Source organism: Bacillus sp. JJ1474, from assembly GCF_036965225.1.
In the GTDB taxonomy this organism is placed as follows: Bacteria; Bacillota; Bacilli; order Bacillales; family Cytobacillaceae; genus Cytobacillus.
The window spans coordinates 18,389-32,229 of record NZ_JBALPC010000074.1; the positions used below are offsets into that span (position 1 = coordinate 18,389).

Here is a 13,841-nt window from a genome sequence, read left to right on the forward strand (position 1 = left end):
ACCAGATGCAGTGACTGATGACCACTTGTTCCTTATAAAATTTAAATGGCAGCTGCCCATCTTCTCATTTATATTTCTTCACGATTTCCTGCAGCTTTAAAGCCAATCCAAGACTTCCTTCGATCTTTAAGCCGCCCGTCATAAAGGCAACTGCCGTGTTTAAATTATCCTTTAAAAGCTTAGAAAAATTTTTATCGCTCATACTCAATGCCACCTCAGGCTCCAGAGGGGCTCCATCAACGACCTCTACCTTCCCGCCCATTAAAATAATCTGTACAGTTCCGCTTTCATCAAGATTAACTTGAAAAACCCGACCCTTCTCATTCTCAATATGTATTGGATTTGCATTCATTTTTTCTGCTAGTTGAAATAGCTCTGTTTTAACTGACAAACTCTTTCACCTCTTATTGTCATCTTTTCTTATATAATTCTATCTAACTTGCTTATTTCCTTTCACAAAATGAATAATCATTCATTTTTTTTACAAAGCCGCCTAAAACAAACAACGCCCCACTTATAGAGGCGCTGCGTGTTTCGTATTATTTTTTCTTTCCTTTTTCATTTATTCCAATCGCTGCGCCGTTCCTGCTGGAATCAGCAACACCTTTGAACGTACCATTTTTATGATCAATATAGATGCTTTGGACATTTCCGATCGTGACAGGCTCAGAACTAAATTTATGTCCCATACTATTTATGCGATTTAGGATATCCGCAGAAATCCCAGATTCATAACGATATGAATTCAGGTTATTTGTGTAAATTCTTGGCTCCTCCACTGCTGCCTTTAGCTCCATATCATACTCAATGGCATGAAGAATTGTTTGAAGCACAGAGGTAATAATGGTCGGACCACCTGGAGAACCAACTGTTAGCACTGGCTTTCCATCTTTAAATACTATCGTAGGAGTCATGCTGCTTAATGGACGCTTATTAGGCTGCACTTCATTGGCACCGCCAGGAATGGCATCAAAGTCTGTTAGTTCATTATTTAAAAGAATCCCATAACCCGGAACCATAATCCCAGTTCCAAACAGCTGCTCAATGGTCGTAGTATAGGTGACAACATTCCCCCATTTATCTGTTACGGAGAAATGAGTCGTCTCTCCGTATTTACGATCATTTGGCTGCTTTTTCAGCTTATAATTTGCTGCAGTTGTCTCGTATTTCCATGGGTTTCCTGCCGCTGGATTTTGGTTTACCTGATTAAGGTTAATAAGCTTCTGACGCTCCTTAATGTATTCCGGATGCAGGAGCCCTTTTAATGGTACATTTACAAATTCAGGATCTCCAGCGTATGCAGCTCGATCAGCATAAGCGAGATGCATCGTTTCCGCAAGCAAGTGGTATTTCTGCCATGACCTGACATCATATTGGGAAAGATTAAAGCCATCCAAAATTTTTAACATTTGCAGCAGGAACACTCCACCTGAGCTTGGCGGAGGCATGCTCGCAATCTGATACCCCTGGTAGTCTCCCCATATTGGTTTGTCGATTGTTACCTTGTATTTATATAAATCTTCTGATGTCATGGAGCCGCCAAAATCTTGTACCGTTTTAGCTATTGCCTGGGCAACAGGACCTTTATAAAAACCATCGGCGCCCTTTGAACGAATTAGCTTAAAGGTTTGAGCTAAATCCTTTTGAACAAGGACTTCTCCTTCACTCAATGGTTTTCCGTTTGGAAGGAATACACCTTTTGCAGCTGTTTTTGCGAGCATTTCCTTATTATCTTGAATGGCTTCAGCTAAAACGGAATCAATAGGGAAGCCTTTATCCGCTAGGTTAATTGCAGGGTTAATAAGCTGTGGTAATGGGCGAGTCCCCCATATCTCCAATGCTTTTTCTAATCCTTTTAAAGTTCCTGGAACTCCAACAGCTGTACCTCCAGTGGAACGTTCAGCAAAGGGAATAGGGTTGCCGTTTTTATCTAGGAACATATTAGGCGTTGCACCTTGTGGAACTCTTTCCCTGCTATTAATAATCGTTGTTTCCTTCGTTTTGCCATCGTACACCATCATGAAACCGCCGCCGCCAATCCCCGACATCATGGGCTCAACAACATTTAAAGCAAATTGGATGGCCACAGCAGCATCAATGGCATTTCCCCCTTTTTTTAGGATCTCTGCACCAATTTCTGATGCTAAAGGATGAGCAGTAGTCACCATTCCATCCTTCCCTGACGCTACCTGACTATATGTACCATAGTCGACCTTTTTTGCCTTCGCCTGAACATTAAAAGGCAGTGTTCCGATGATTAATAGAACACTGAATAAAAAGACGAAACCTGTTTTCAAAATTCTCCCCATCATTTCTCCCCCTCACATAGACTTGTTCATATCTACTTTATGGAGAAAAGGCAGTAATATGAAGAAATACATGACCCTATTAAATTTTTGAATATAAATTCCTATATGAAGGAGTAAGAAAGACTTAGTTAATAAAATAACGTGAATTTCAATGTTTCCTATTAAATTTAAAGTTGGAAATATATTATTTTTCCACCATTTCAAAATGGGAGGTTTGTGCCTCTCTACTCTTCCAATTTCTTAACCAATCAATCACTTTATCTTTTAATTCAACGTCTACAGGTTGTCTAATTGATTTCTTATTATTATTCATAATCTTGCTCATACTGTATTCAACATCGGTTTTACGGAGCATATGAGTCATGTCTTGAATAATATGTGTTTCGCATTCTCCTTGAACGAGTGCTTTAATTTTTTCTAAATCGCCTACCTTCACATTGACATCCTTTGATCCGGTGATGGCAAGGACAGGACAGGTTACCTTTTGTAACGGTTTGGATACATCAAATTGTACTGTCTCACGATTCCATTTAGCGTTCACTTTTTTTCCTTTATACTTTATGACCGGTTCATCCGAGGCTTGAAGGACTTTTACTAAGTCATCATTCATTTTATTAATTTTCTCATCTACTTTTAGTAATCTAGTTAGCCAACCTTGAAATCCTTTTAAAGATCGAATATTATTCATGATTTCCTGCCTCTGCCATGCCATCGTTTCTGCCAAAGGTTCAGCTGTGCCGGCAAGCAGGATCATTCCGTCTGCTGGTACCCTTTCATTCACAAATGGTGCGATTATAGTCCCTTCACTATGACCGAGTAAAATCACTTTATCGGCTCCAATTTTTGGATGACCTTTAGCAAATTCCATCACAGCCTGTGCGTCATCAATTAAATCGTACACGCCTGTTTCATAATAGTCACCTTTACTCGCGCCAACTCCTCTTTTATCATAACGAATACTTGCAAACCCTTCAGATGAAGCTACATCACTTAATTCTTTAAAAATATTCATAGGCATTCCTTCAGCATTCGAATCGCGATCAATGGGGCCGCTTCCGTGTACCATAACAATTAAAGGGTATTTTTCAAGATTTCCTTCTGGAATGGATAATGTCGCTGCTAACGGATACTGTCCTTTAATCATTACTTCAAACTCTTTACTCATTATTTGCATCCGCCCTTTTTTATTAATTTTCGTATTTACCTTTTATTAAGACGTCCGAGGAAAAAAATCGTTCAAATATTTTTTTCCACCAAACGAACTTTACATTGATAATATGGTGAAAGTAATCAAAATAATGAGCAGCAAAAACGTGCATACTTATATATAAAACAAATTGTATTAACATTTTAAAAAGATAAACTTAAAACAGTATCAAAATTTTGTTGTTATGATTAATCTTGTATATATCAGTTCAGATTTATAGGAGGACAATATGGAAGCGTCAAAAAAATGTAAAGATTCATATGTAGTCAAAACTAGTATCGTTTTGCCGCCTGATACAAATGCTTACGGGACGTTATTTGGGGGAAAATTAATGGCTTACATAGACGATGCAGCCGCGATTTCAGGTATGCGGCATGCAAGGAGAAATGTTGTAACAGCCTCAACGGATTCGGTTGATTTCCTCCATCCCATTCATCAAGGTGATGCAGTTTGCTTAGAAGCCTTTGTAACATATACTGGAAGATCCTCTATGGAAGTATTTGTAAAAGTTATAGCGGAAGATTTATTAACAGGGGAAAGTAATGTTTGTGCCATGTCTTTCTTAACCATGGTGGCGGTTGATAAAAACGGAAAGCCTACACCGGTTCCTGCAGTCATCCCCGAATCAGATGAGGAAAAAAGCTTATTTGAATCAGCAAAAGAACGTGCAGAAATTCGAAAGAAGCGAAAACAAGATAGTGTGGAGAGGGTAAAATCATACAAGATTGACCTTCCCTAAAGAATTTTTTTAGAGCAGCCACAACTAGGCTGCTCTTGCTTTTTCATCTAAATCTGACTGGAGATAGCAGTACACTAACACCAATTTTCTTGCAAATGGTCAGGTAATGCATAAGAAATAACAGAACAGCCCCTGCATTCATCCCGATGATTATGCCATCCATCTGGAAGCTGTGCATGGAACCGAGTACGTACATCACTGAAAAGGATACAATCGTTGACCAAACAAAATGGTAAAAAGCCTCTTTCATAAGTCCCAAGCCTATTAGGAAGGCCTGCATGGGGATGATGAAATAATGCAGCAGGAAAAACGGCCATAGCATTTGTAAATAAATAGCAGCATCAGAGGAATGGAAAAAGTTTAGTGTGATCGGTTCAGCAAAAAAGTAGAAGAAAATAACAGCTGGGATCCCGTAAAGAAATGTGATTATACATACTTGTTGCAGAAGGCTTTGGAGCTTGTCAGTATTTTTTTCAGCATAAGCTTCAGAAACGGTTGGAATGAGCATTATGAGGAAGGAATGGGCAATAAATGCCGGAAAAAAACCTACCGTCATCGCGATTCCAGCCAGCATACCAAAATGCTCAGTTGCTACAATCCCGCTCACTCCGGCTTGTAGTAAAGCTGCCTTAATGAGGAAGGGCTCTACCGCATGTGTCAAGGCATGGAATACTCTCAATACGGTTGTCGGAATGGAAACTGCCATCAAGCTTCTCCATACTGTCCCCCCGCTCATTCTTTCAATTGGCTCCCTTTTCACGTGCTGAAATTGCAGGATAAACATATGAAGCAAGTAAAAGAAAACAACAATCTCGCTCCCTATAAAAGTACAAAAGGCAATTAAAACAGCCGTTTGTGTATCAAATTGAAATATTTGATATAGGAAGACGAGTAATATCAGCTGTATAAGCTTTCTCATAAAATTATAAGTGGCAATTTTACCCATTTGCTGCTTTCCCATAAAAAACCCTCTTGTAATGGAAGAGAAAGAAACAATCGGGATAAAGGCGATGACAGCCCATCTAAGATAAGGATGATACTGATCAAAAACAGAGATAAACGGGATAATGATAATAGCCAACGGTAATAAAATAGCTGTGAAGATAACGGTTAATTTAATGACATGGTTGAGCATGCTATAATGGTATTTCTTGTCTTTTTCGGCAATAAACTTCGAAATGGAGATGGGAAGTTCAAAGCTCGCCAGCAAGACAATCAAGAAAATCGTTGGAAGAATGGACATATACATGCCGAGTCCTCTCTCCCCAAGTTCACGTGCCAATACCATATTCACTAGAAATTCGATGCATTCTCCCGCAAATGCGGCAACAGCTAACAATAATGTTCCTTTAAAAAATTTATTCATTATGCCTCTCCTTATACATCCGCCAAGTATCACTGGCTGTATTGCCAGAATCGTATTGTATAAGATATGAGACAAGTCTTTGGAATATTATTTATGTTGTTTGTAAAGGTGAATTGTTTTTTTGAGAATCGATTTTGAGTGGAATGTTTTTTAGTGAAGATGCGGGGAATAACTTACATTGAGGTTACCTATGTTTGCGTTTTTAACTAAAGAACGGAAAAACACTTACATTGAATGCAAAAAGAAGAAGGCCAGCAAAATCTCTTGCCTTCTTCTCTCATCCATCCTTATTTCTCAAGCATCAATTTTAAAATAAGCTCATCTGTTTGACGGGTACCTTCATTTCCTAGCTTGCAAAAGCTTTCGATGCTTTTCTCAACGTCATCGTGGATAAAGCCGTCAGTAGATTGAATTTCTTGGTGATTGAGGGCTAATAATGCTGATTGGACAGCTACATTTGAGCAGGTAGATACCTTCATTGCACACCCCGCCTTTGCCCCATCGCATATCATCCCAGATACATTTCCGATTGTATTTTGTACCGCTGCTTTTATTTGCTGAAGATTGCCATCCAGCAGGTAAACAATAGCGGAGCTTGCACCCATTCCCGCAGCTGTTACACCGCATAAGGCAGACAGACGGCCAAATTTTGACTTGATATGGATCGTGATCAGGTGACTTAAAGCAACAGCCCGAATCATTTTATCCTCCGACACGTGCAGTTTTTCGGCTACGGCCACGACAGGAAGAGTAACAGCAATCCCTTGGTTCCCGCTGCCCGTATTGGCCATAACCGGAAGTGTCGAACCTGCCATGCGTGCATCTGAGCCAGCAGCGGCAAGTGACATCGCGGCAGTTGCTAAATCATCGGATAGGAACCCCTTTTTTACATTCTCTTTAATGGTTTTTCCGACATTTAAACCGTAATCTCCAGATAAACCTTCCATCCCGATAACCCGGTTTAATTCTATACTCCGTTTTACTAATGATAAATCCTTTACATCAGCCTGGAGTACCCAATGATAAATTTCATCAATGGTTAAACTTTCTAACTCCTCCTCTTCGGTTTGAATGCCAATATTCTCGCAGCCGCCAAGGAACACAGGCTTGCCATCCACTTCAATCAACGTAATATTGCTATGATTATCCGAAATCACTACTTTTGAAATTTGTTTTTCTGTTTGAACCGTTACTTCAATATAAAGTCTTTTTGGTGTTTCAGCCTGCCCTGCTTTCACTTTACCCTCTTCAATCAGCTGCAAAGCCAAGAGCTCGTCTTCCTTTGTTAATCCATCTAACAATTCCAATTCTTTCTCATGGTTTCCTGCAACCGCTCCGAGTGCTGCTGAGAAGTCCAGCCCTTTTCCAGACATCCCAGGTATTCCAACAGACTTTGCATTTTTGATAATATTCCCGCTTGCCTTTACGCAAATTTCTTGGATCGTTCCTTCAACATAGCTTTTCGCTGTTGCTGCAGCCAAGGCAATAGCAACTGGTTCTGTACATCCTAGTGCTACAACAAGTTCCTTTTCTAAAATTGCTAATATTTTATGTTTGTCCATTTTTTCGCCACCTGTCTAAAATCTTAATTAAATTTTAACATAACATTTGTTTTTATGTTTCACACGTTATTAACATTATCTGGAAAATGCAGTTGTGTACCAATTGCACTCATAACTTCTTAATTTTAGGAAAATAATAGTAATAGGATGATTAAATTCACTTTTAATGAGGGACATTGTATTGAGCCTGTTACATTTAACCATTGACCTAGTTGTTGGTTTCTTCCTTTTGTTTATCATCGTCAAAATTGTCGGTAGAAAGATTATTAAACAAATTTCTCCCTTTTACATTTATTTCTTAGATTGTTTTAAGCGAAATGCTTGGAAATGCTATGTATGAGGAGATCATGAAGACATTGGTTTTAAGGAGGACTGGTTAAAAATGCAGCTATCCTCTCAAGGCATTACTGATTATAAAGATGTTTTTCTAGCTGAATGGCTTGAAGGTGACGGACTTTTCATACAATCCATGATTCCGCCAAACCTGTCCACCCAACAAACTCGATAATGAAAACTGTCCTTTATAGATGCCTAGCACTCTTAGAGTCGAAACCACAATAATAAAAAAAGACCTTCTCGAAAAATAAACTTTGAGCTGGTCTTTTCATAGTTATTCTGTAAGTGAATGCTTAAAGGCATAGATTACAGCCTGAGTCCGGTCCTGAACGTGGAGCTTGCTGAGAATGTTGCTGACGTGAGTCTTGACAGTTTTTAAGGCGATAAACAGTTCATCAGCGATTTCCTGATTGGTCTTTCCTTCTGTCATAAGCAAGAGTATTTCCATTTCTCTGCTTGTCAATTCTTCATGAGGAAGCTGTTGGTTCCTCTGCCTCATTTTCACCATCATTTTTCCCGTTACTTCCGGTTCTAAGACAGATTGTCCCTGATAAGTGGATCTGACAGCTTCAGCAATTTCGCTAGCTTTTGAAGTTTTCAGCATATAGCTTGTTGCTCCCGCTTCCAGAGCAGGATAAACCTTCTCATCATCCAAGAAGCTTGTCACAATAATAATTTTCGCGTCTGGCCATTGTTCAATAATATTTCTCGTTGCTTCAATTCCGTCCATTTCCTTCATGACCAAATCCATTAATATAATATCCGGACGTAAATCTAATGCCATATCAATGGCTGTTCTTCCATTGTCAGCTTCACCAACCACTTCAATATCGGGTTGTGCAGATAAATATGAGGAAACTCCGATTCTCACCATTTCATGATCATCAACAAATAAAACTCTAATCATTGGCCTCACCCTCTTGCTTCATAATAGGAATTTTCACTTCAAGTCGTGTACCGCTATTTTTCAAACTAATGATTTTGAGCGTTCCTCCAACCTCAACCGCTCGTTCATGCATATTCTGCAGACCATAGGAACCAGCTTTTGCTTCCTCAACGTCAAAACCAATCCCATCATCTACCACTCTTAAAATAACAAACTCATCCCTTTGAATTAGCAAAACTTCGAGCTTCGATGATTTCGAATGGCGGAGGGTGTTAGAAACCGATTCTTGAAGAATGCGAAATAAATGATCCTCTATTCCTTTATCAAGAGGGAAGTCCTCGACTTTCCATTTAATATCCATCGTTACTTTTTGTGATAATTCGATGAGTAATTCCTTTATTCCTTCTTGAAGGGATTTTCCTTTTAAAGCAGCAGGTCTTAAATGAAGCAAAAGGGCCCTCATTTCGAGTTGTGACTGGTGAATCATTTCCTCCACCATTTTTAATTGCTTCGTTTCCCTTTCATTTGTCTGAGGCTTTGCCTCATTGATAGCTGACATTAGCATAGAAGCCGCGAATAACTGCTGACTGACAGAATCATGAAGCTCCCTTGCCAAACGATTTCGCTCCTGAGAGATCACTTCCTGCACGCGGCTCTCCATATCCTCCGCTTTTTCTGTTGCCAGCTTTTGTGACAGTTTCGCCTGTTCGGCAATTTGCTTCTGAATTTTGCCTACTCTGTTTACAATTGAGTGCAAATCAGGAGGGGCATTCATTTCTTTCGTTTCTATTTGCCGCCCTTCCTCAATATGATAGAGCCAGTTATCGACTGTTTGAATTTGCTTCTTCCAATTGAATCCTGAAATTAAGCCGAACAAAATACCAATAAAAATACTGACACTCGGAACAAAAATAACATATGGAATATCCATAACATTTGTATCCCATAGCTCTTTCCAATCAATCAGCGGAAAACGAAATAGAAAAGAAAGAATAAAGAAGCTGCAGATGAGAATGGACACAGCTACTCCTATAACGACTTGACGCTGAACAATACTCATACGCGCTTCACCTCTAAGTCACCTACGGGGATCGAGGTAAAAATTTTGACACGTTGTTCAGCTTGATCATACCCTGAAGTTTGAACCTTCAATGTCTGATTAAAAACCTTTGGTTCCTGAGCTCCAAAGATTTCAACCGAACCAGCTAATACAGAGTGATTTACACTTATTTCTATATCATAAGGAACAAGGACTTGAATGTTTCCAATTAAGTTTCTTATATAGATAACCGTTTCCCCTTTTGGGAGAACAGTGTAGCTTAAATCAATAACGGTATCCCCAATTCCTGTCTGAATATTAATATCGCTCCATTCATAGACGTGATCGGGAGTCTTTTGCTGTCCGAATAATTGATTGCCGAAAAGCGGCTTATGCCGAATGAGTGTTTCCATCTCCAGATTTAAACTTGGTTCCTTCAAATCAGGCTTGATATGTGCTGGATTTTTCTTAGCCTGAACGAATTGGATTAAGAAATGGATTAAAATCGCCAACAGAAAAAATTTAAAAGTAATCATACTAAAAATACTAATAATCAAAAAGATAATTCCGAGCCAAAACAGGAGTTTTCCGGATTTACGTGGCATCCATTTCCTCCCGATATAAATCATGCCCACTTCCACAAGGAGGGAGAAAATCAATCCCGAATTAAAAAATGTAAATTCCAAAAAGAGAACAACTGCCCCCAACAATAATATCCAGCTTATATATTCACTCTTAACTCTATTTATCATGGGACTCCTCCCTCCTAATTAAATAAGCACTAGCGCAATGATGATGAATGGTTCTAAAATGTTCACTATGAAACTTCCAAAAAAGGCGCAGATTTCCACGCCTTTTTAGAATACCATGTTTCCCTTATGAAATAGAATGGGTTTCTTCTTTTTTCATATCTTTTTCTATTTGTGCAATGCGTGCGTCAATCGTACTGCGATAATAGGAGCTGTTTACTTGATTTTCTAAACGATCTAAATACGACTCAATTTCTTGAAAACGGGAAGTTGACTTATTAGATGAAATGTCCTGATCCAGCACCTGATTCATTTTCACTTGAGCCCTCGTCATATTTTCACGGCCCATGAGCTCCATGCGGCGAATATGCATATCTTTCAGCTTATGCTTCATTTCTTCATATTTTCTTTCTAATTCAGCAAGCTGCTGGTTTGATTGGTTCAGTGCATCCTTTAGGCGTGCCGCACGTTCCTCATACTGTGCATGCTCCGCGGAAGCAAATAAGTAAAGTTCATTTTCTCCAGCCTGTGAAGCAATTTCAGCCTGACGTTTTCTTTTTGTTGCCAAGTCCTCTGCTTGACGATATTCCCTGCTGAACTCTTCCTTCAATGCATATTGGCGTTCCAGCAGCTTGCGGACTTTTTCCGTTTCCTTTTCGCTATCACGTAAATATTGATTTAAGAGCGTAATCGGATTTTTCTTTTCCTTTTGATCTAGTGCCTCATTGATATCTGCTAAAACAGTGTTTTTTATACGAGTAAATAGATTTGTCATTTGTCTCTCTCCTTAAGATTATTAGTCTTTCTTTAATTCTGACCATTGCTTTTCAAAATTTGTGAATGGGTCGTTGTCTTCTACAATGACTGACTTTTTCTCATTCCATTTTTTATACACAACGTACAAGACATAAGCAGCTGCAATACCAAGGATTGCTGGTATATTGGAGGCAGTGGCCATCAGAGCAATAAAGCCGATGATCCCCCAGCCAATTTTCATTAATGTTGAATCTGTTTTCAGAAATTGTTTAAACACGAAGTACAGAATAACGATGCTGATTCCTAGCGCCACCAATGGTCCCAGATTTGACAATAATACAAATGCAGCAATTCCTCCTGCTAATAGTAAACCGAATTTTTTCATTTTCGTTTCCTCCTTTCTTGATATCATCTTACCTTTATTTCATTCTTCTCATAACGAGCCTGAGCTTTATTTTCAACTAGGTCCAGAGACCGAGCATATGAACGGCCTAAAGGTAGATCGTTGAAAACTAACAGTAAAAGGCGACCAATTTTACCTAGCAGGACTTTAAATAATAACAAGGAACCTTACATGAATTCTCAGCACTAAACCATACTAGAATTAGGAGGTGTGCCATAACATGAACCTAGCTTGGCTCTGCGGAATTTTACTATTTATCCAGCCTGCTCAACCGCCTGATAGCTTAACAATTGAAAGCGAGGGAGAATCAGTCCTTACGGTTAACCGAATAGATTACACAACCCCTTTTCCAGATATTCCTTTAATCGATATAGAAAAACTAAATGATCTTCTTGAAGAGGTAGATAAACAAACATATCAAGCACCAAAAAATGCTTATATTAGCCAATCAGGAAATGTAGTAGCTGAAGAAATTGGCAGGAGATTACACCGAAGAGCCTTTACAGATCTGTTTTATACATATTTTTACAATGCGAATACTTCTAAAATAGAAGTGCCAATACTTCCGATTCATCCACGAGTGGATCGGGATTTATTGTTGCATATTCATGTTAAGCGGATTGGAAGATATGTGACTTTTTTTAATCAAGGCAATAAAGCACGCTCTCATAATATTGCTCTTGCGGCAGAAGCCATTAATAATCAAGTTGTTTTTCCTGGTGAGACTTTTTCCTTTAATCGTGTTGTGGGAAAGCGAACGAAGAATAGGGGCTATATGCGTGCGCCTGTTATTGTTCGAGGAGAGTTAGCTGAGGATATTGGCGGGGGAATCTGCCAAGTCTCATCCACCCTTTATAACTCGGCTGACCGGGCTGGCTTAAAAATCATCGAACGCTATTCCCATTCCAAAAGCGTTCCGTATGTACCAAATGGAAGGGATGCTGCGGTCAGCTGGTATGGACCAGACTTCAGCTTTAAAAACGAATATAGCTTACCATTATTAATACGGGCGCGAGCTGCCGGAGGACAAATTGCGATCCACATTTATTCATCTGATGAAATCGAATATGAGCCCCGAATCGTTCCGGGTGCTTCGAAAACTCTGCCTGAAGAAATCCCAAGCACCGGAGAAAAAAGTTGAATATTGTAACAGGAGAGTTTTATTGGGGATGAGAAAAACCGGGCAAAAACTGCCCGGTCCTTTTTTCTAGTGAATATCCGAAATCTTTTCTTTAAACCTCTGTCATCATTCTTTTTTCTCGGAGAAACGTTGTTGCAGTATCTATTAATAAATTTGTATTCATTATGACAGAATCAAAATCAACCCATTCTACTGGTTCATGGAGCCCGAATCCAGAAGCACCAATATTAACAGTGGGAATACCCGCCTGTTGGAATATAGCTGCATCTGTCCAAAATCCCCATCCTACACTTTCAAGCTCCCTTCCTACTAATAATCTGTAGGATTCAGTTAATTTTTGAACAATCAATTCACTGGAATTACATGAAAAAGGATTCCGTTGAAAATACCAATCAATATGAGAACCTTCAGCTACATTCTGTACCACTTTTTCAATCTCTGTTTTTATATTAGATATGTTTTCTGAAGGTAGAGTGCGCCTTTCAATATGAATTTGACATTCTGGTGCATAAGTAGAAATCCCAACACCTCCACTAATTTGACTTACATGCATGGATGCGGGGCCAACGAGATCTTCCCTTCTGTTCCTTAATACATTTTTATCTAAATCATCTAGTCCAACGATGACCTTGCCCATCCTTGAAATGGCACTGTCTCCCAGATCCCATCTGCTGCCATGAGCGCTACGACCCCATGTAGTTACTTTTCCCCACAAGAATCCCCTGTGGGCAATGACCATTTTCAAATCGCTTGGCTCAGTTAGGATACAAGCATCTGCTTTATGATGAAGCACAAAGTGATCCGCTCCGATACTTGAGTATTCCTCATCACAAACAAGGGCCAATATTACTTTCCCCTTAATGGAACCTGAGGCCGCTAATGAAGCTGCAGTACTCATTATGGCAGCTATACCGGCCTTCATATCACAGCTACCTCTTCCATAAACTCTGCTTCCCTCTACTTTTGGATCAAATGGGGCAATTTCCATCCCTTTCGTTCCAACCGTATCCAAGTGTGCACATAAGCAAAGGGTCGGACCGTCCCCGTCTCCAACTTCGGCAAACACATTAGGTCGACCAGGTTCAACAAACTCTAGCCTTGCATCAACCTTATGTTTTTTGAGCCAATTTACCGCAAATTCGGCTATTTGTACTTCATTGTATCCCTCTTCCGGTGCAAGAGTAGGGTTAACTGATGGGATTCTTATTAGATCCCTAAGTAACTCTAGAACTTCTGATTTTGATATAGTTAACAAAGATTATCACTCCAACTTGTATATATTTGCTTTGTATCTTTTCCTATCATTTCTTTTTCCATCTCTCAATGATTTACAATATAAGTATATTTT

General features: G+C 39.3%; 14 protein-coding genes. 3 read left to right on the forward strand and 11 right to left on the reverse strand.

The annotated features are described in order from the left end of the window. Nucleotides 1–64: 64 nt before the first annotated feature. From V7164_RS10850 to V7164_RS10860, 3 genes are all read right to left on the reverse strand, one after another. Nucleotides 65–391, reverse strand: a complete 327-nt coding sequence (locus V7164_RS10850; RefSeq protein ID WP_335354079.1) for an SCP2 sterol-binding domain-containing protein — start codon at nucleotides 389–391, stop codon at nucleotides 65–67. A gap of 148 nt (nucleotides 392–539) precedes the next feature. Then, nucleotides 540–2,309 (reverse strand): gamma-glutamyltransferase, encoded by a 1,770-nt coding sequence (ggt, locus tag V7164_RS10855; protein ID WP_335354088.1) that lies wholly within the window; start codon nucleotides 2,307–2,309, stop codon nucleotides 540–542. Between the two features lie 184 nt (nucleotides 2,310–2,493). Next, nucleotides 2,494–3,474 carry an alpha/beta hydrolase family protein gene (locus V7164_RS10860; RefSeq protein ID WP_335354080.1) on the reverse strand — a complete coding sequence of 327 codons (981 nt, stop codon included), beginning with the start codon at nucleotides 3,472–3,474 and terminating at the stop codon, nucleotides 2,494–2,496. Between the two features lie 271 nt (nucleotides 3,475–3,745). On the opposite strand from V7164_RS10860, the gene V7164_RS10865 reads away from it, so the two are divergent. Then, entirely contained in the window at nucleotides 3,746–4,255 is a 510-nt protein-coding gene (locus V7164_RS10865; protein WP_335354081.1) for an acyl-CoA thioesterase, read from the forward strand. Nucleotides 4,256–4,298: 43 nt separating this feature from the next. On the opposite strand, the gene V7164_RS10870 is transcribed toward V7164_RS10865, so the two are convergent. Both V7164_RS10870 and V7164_RS10875 read right to left on the reverse strand, forming a co-directional pair. Further along, entirely contained in the window at nucleotides 4,299–5,621 is a 1,323-nt protein-coding gene (locus V7164_RS10870) for a polysaccharide biosynthesis protein (RefSeq protein WP_335354082.1), read from the reverse strand. Between the two features lie 287 nt (nucleotides 5,622–5,908). Then, nucleotides 5,909–7,183, reverse strand: coding sequence for an L-cysteine desulfidase family protein (locus V7164_RS10875; RefSeq protein ID WP_335354083.1), 1,275 nt, complete (start codon nucleotides 7,181–7,183; stop codon nucleotides 5,909–5,911). Between the two features lie 382 nt (nucleotides 7,184–7,565). Here V7164_RS10875 and V7164_RS10880 point away from each other — a divergent pair, with 382 nt between their 5' ends. Beyond that, nucleotides 7,566–7,691, forward strand: coding sequence for a hypothetical protein (locus tag V7164_RS10880; protein WP_438824713.1), 126 nt, complete (start codon nucleotides 7,566–7,568; stop codon nucleotides 7,689–7,691). 102 nt (nucleotides 7,692–7,793) lie between these two features. Here the strand turns inward: V7164_RS10880 and V7164_RS10885 are convergent, their stop codons facing one another. The 5 genes from V7164_RS10885 to V7164_RS10905 form a co-directional block, all read right to left on the reverse strand. Further along, nucleotides 7,794–8,426, reverse strand: a complete 633-nt coding sequence (locus tag V7164_RS10885; protein ID WP_335346749.1) for a response regulator transcription factor — start codon at nucleotides 8,424–8,426, stop codon at nucleotides 7,794–7,796. Continuing rightward, nucleotides 8,419–9,465, reverse strand: coding sequence for a sensor histidine kinase (locus V7164_RS10890; RefSeq protein ID WP_335354084.1), 1,047 nt, complete (start codon nucleotides 9,463–9,465; stop codon nucleotides 8,419–8,421). Before V7164_RS10890 ends, V7164_RS10885 begins: the two co-directional genes overlap by 8 nt. Beyond that, nucleotides 9,462–10,196 (reverse strand): cell wall-active antibiotics response protein LiaF, encoded by a 735-nt coding sequence (gene liaF, locus V7164_RS10895; protein WP_335354085.1) that lies wholly within the window; start codon nucleotides 10,194–10,196, stop codon nucleotides 9,462–9,464. Before liaF ends, V7164_RS10890 begins: the two co-directional genes overlap by 4 nt. Before the next feature lie 124 nt (nucleotides 10,197–10,320). Next, nucleotides 10,321–10,968 carry a PspA/IM30 family protein gene (locus V7164_RS10900; protein WP_335346746.1) on the reverse strand — a complete coding sequence of 216 codons (648 nt, stop codon included), beginning with the start codon at nucleotides 10,966–10,968 and terminating at the stop codon, nucleotides 10,321–10,323. A 21-nt stretch (nucleotides 10,969–10,989) separates the two neighbouring features. Next, a complete protein-coding gene (locus V7164_RS10905) occupies nucleotides 10,990–11,334 on the reverse strand; it encodes a flagellar basal body rod protein (protein ID WP_335346745.1) in 345 nt (114 codons plus the stop codon). A gap of 238 nt (nucleotides 11,335–11,572) precedes the next feature. Between V7164_RS10905 and V7164_RS10910 the strand changes: the two genes are divergently transcribed. Beyond that, complete coding sequence (locus tag V7164_RS10910) at nucleotides 11,573–12,493, forward strand: VanW family protein (protein ID WP_335354086.1); 921 nt, start codon at nucleotides 11,573–11,575, stop codon at nucleotides 12,491–12,493. 91 nt (nucleotides 12,494–12,584) lie between these two features. On the opposite strand, the gene V7164_RS10915 is transcribed toward V7164_RS10910, so the two are convergent. Continuing rightward, nucleotides 12,585–13,748, reverse strand: a complete 1,164-nt coding sequence (locus V7164_RS10915; protein ID WP_335354087.1) for a M20 family metallopeptidase — start codon at nucleotides 13,746–13,748, stop codon at nucleotides 12,585–12,587. Between the last annotated feature and the right edge of the window lie 93 nt (nucleotides 13,749–13,841).

Bases quoted from the DNA above. Each gene is read 5' to 3' on its own strand.
- V7164_RS10900 (WP_335346746.1), bottom strand. From the start codon at position 10,968: ATGACAAATCTATTTACTCGTATAAAAAACACTGTTTTAGCAGATATC.
- liaF (WP_335354085.1), bottom strand. From the start codon at position 10,196: ATGATAAATAGAGTTAAGAGTGAATATATAAGCTGGATATTATTGTTG.
- V7164_RS10860 (WP_335354080.1), bottom strand. From the start codon at position 3,474: ATGAGTAAAGAGTTTGAAGTAATGATTAAAGGACAGTATCCGTTAGCA.
- V7164_RS10880 (WP_438824713.1), top strand. From the start codon at position 7,566: ATGCAGCTATCCTCTCAAGGCATTACTGATTATAAAGATGTTTTTCTA.
- V7164_RS10910 (WP_335354086.1), top strand. From the start codon at position 11,573: ATGAACCTAGCTTGGCTCTGCGGAATTTTACTATTTATCCAGCCTGCT.
- V7164_RS10885 (WP_335346749.1), bottom strand. From the start codon at position 8,426: ATGATTAGAGTTTTATTTGTTGATGATCATGAAATGGTGAGAATCGGA.
- ggt (WP_335354088.1), bottom strand. From the start codon at position 2,309: ATGGGGAGAATTTTGAAAACAGGTTTCGTCTTTTTATTCAGTGTTCTA.
- V7164_RS10905 (WP_335346745.1), bottom strand. From the start codon at position 11,334: ATGAAAAAATTCGGTTTACTATTAGCAGGAGGAATTGCTGCATTTGTA.
- V7164_RS10875 (WP_335354083.1), bottom strand. From the start codon at position 7,183: ATGGACAAACATAAAATATTAGCAATTTTAGAAAAGGAACTTGTTGTA.
- V7164_RS10865 (WP_335354081.1), top strand. From the start codon at position 3,746: ATGGAAGCGTCAAAAAAATGTAAAGATTCATATGTAGTCAAAACTAGT.
- V7164_RS10890 (WP_335354084.1), bottom strand. From the start codon at position 9,465: ATGAGTATTGTTCAGCGTCAAGTCGTTATAGGAGTAGCTGTGTCCATT.
- V7164_RS10870 (WP_335354082.1), bottom strand. From the start codon at position 5,621: ATGAATAAATTTTTTAAAGGAACATTATTGTTAGCTGTTGCCGCATTT.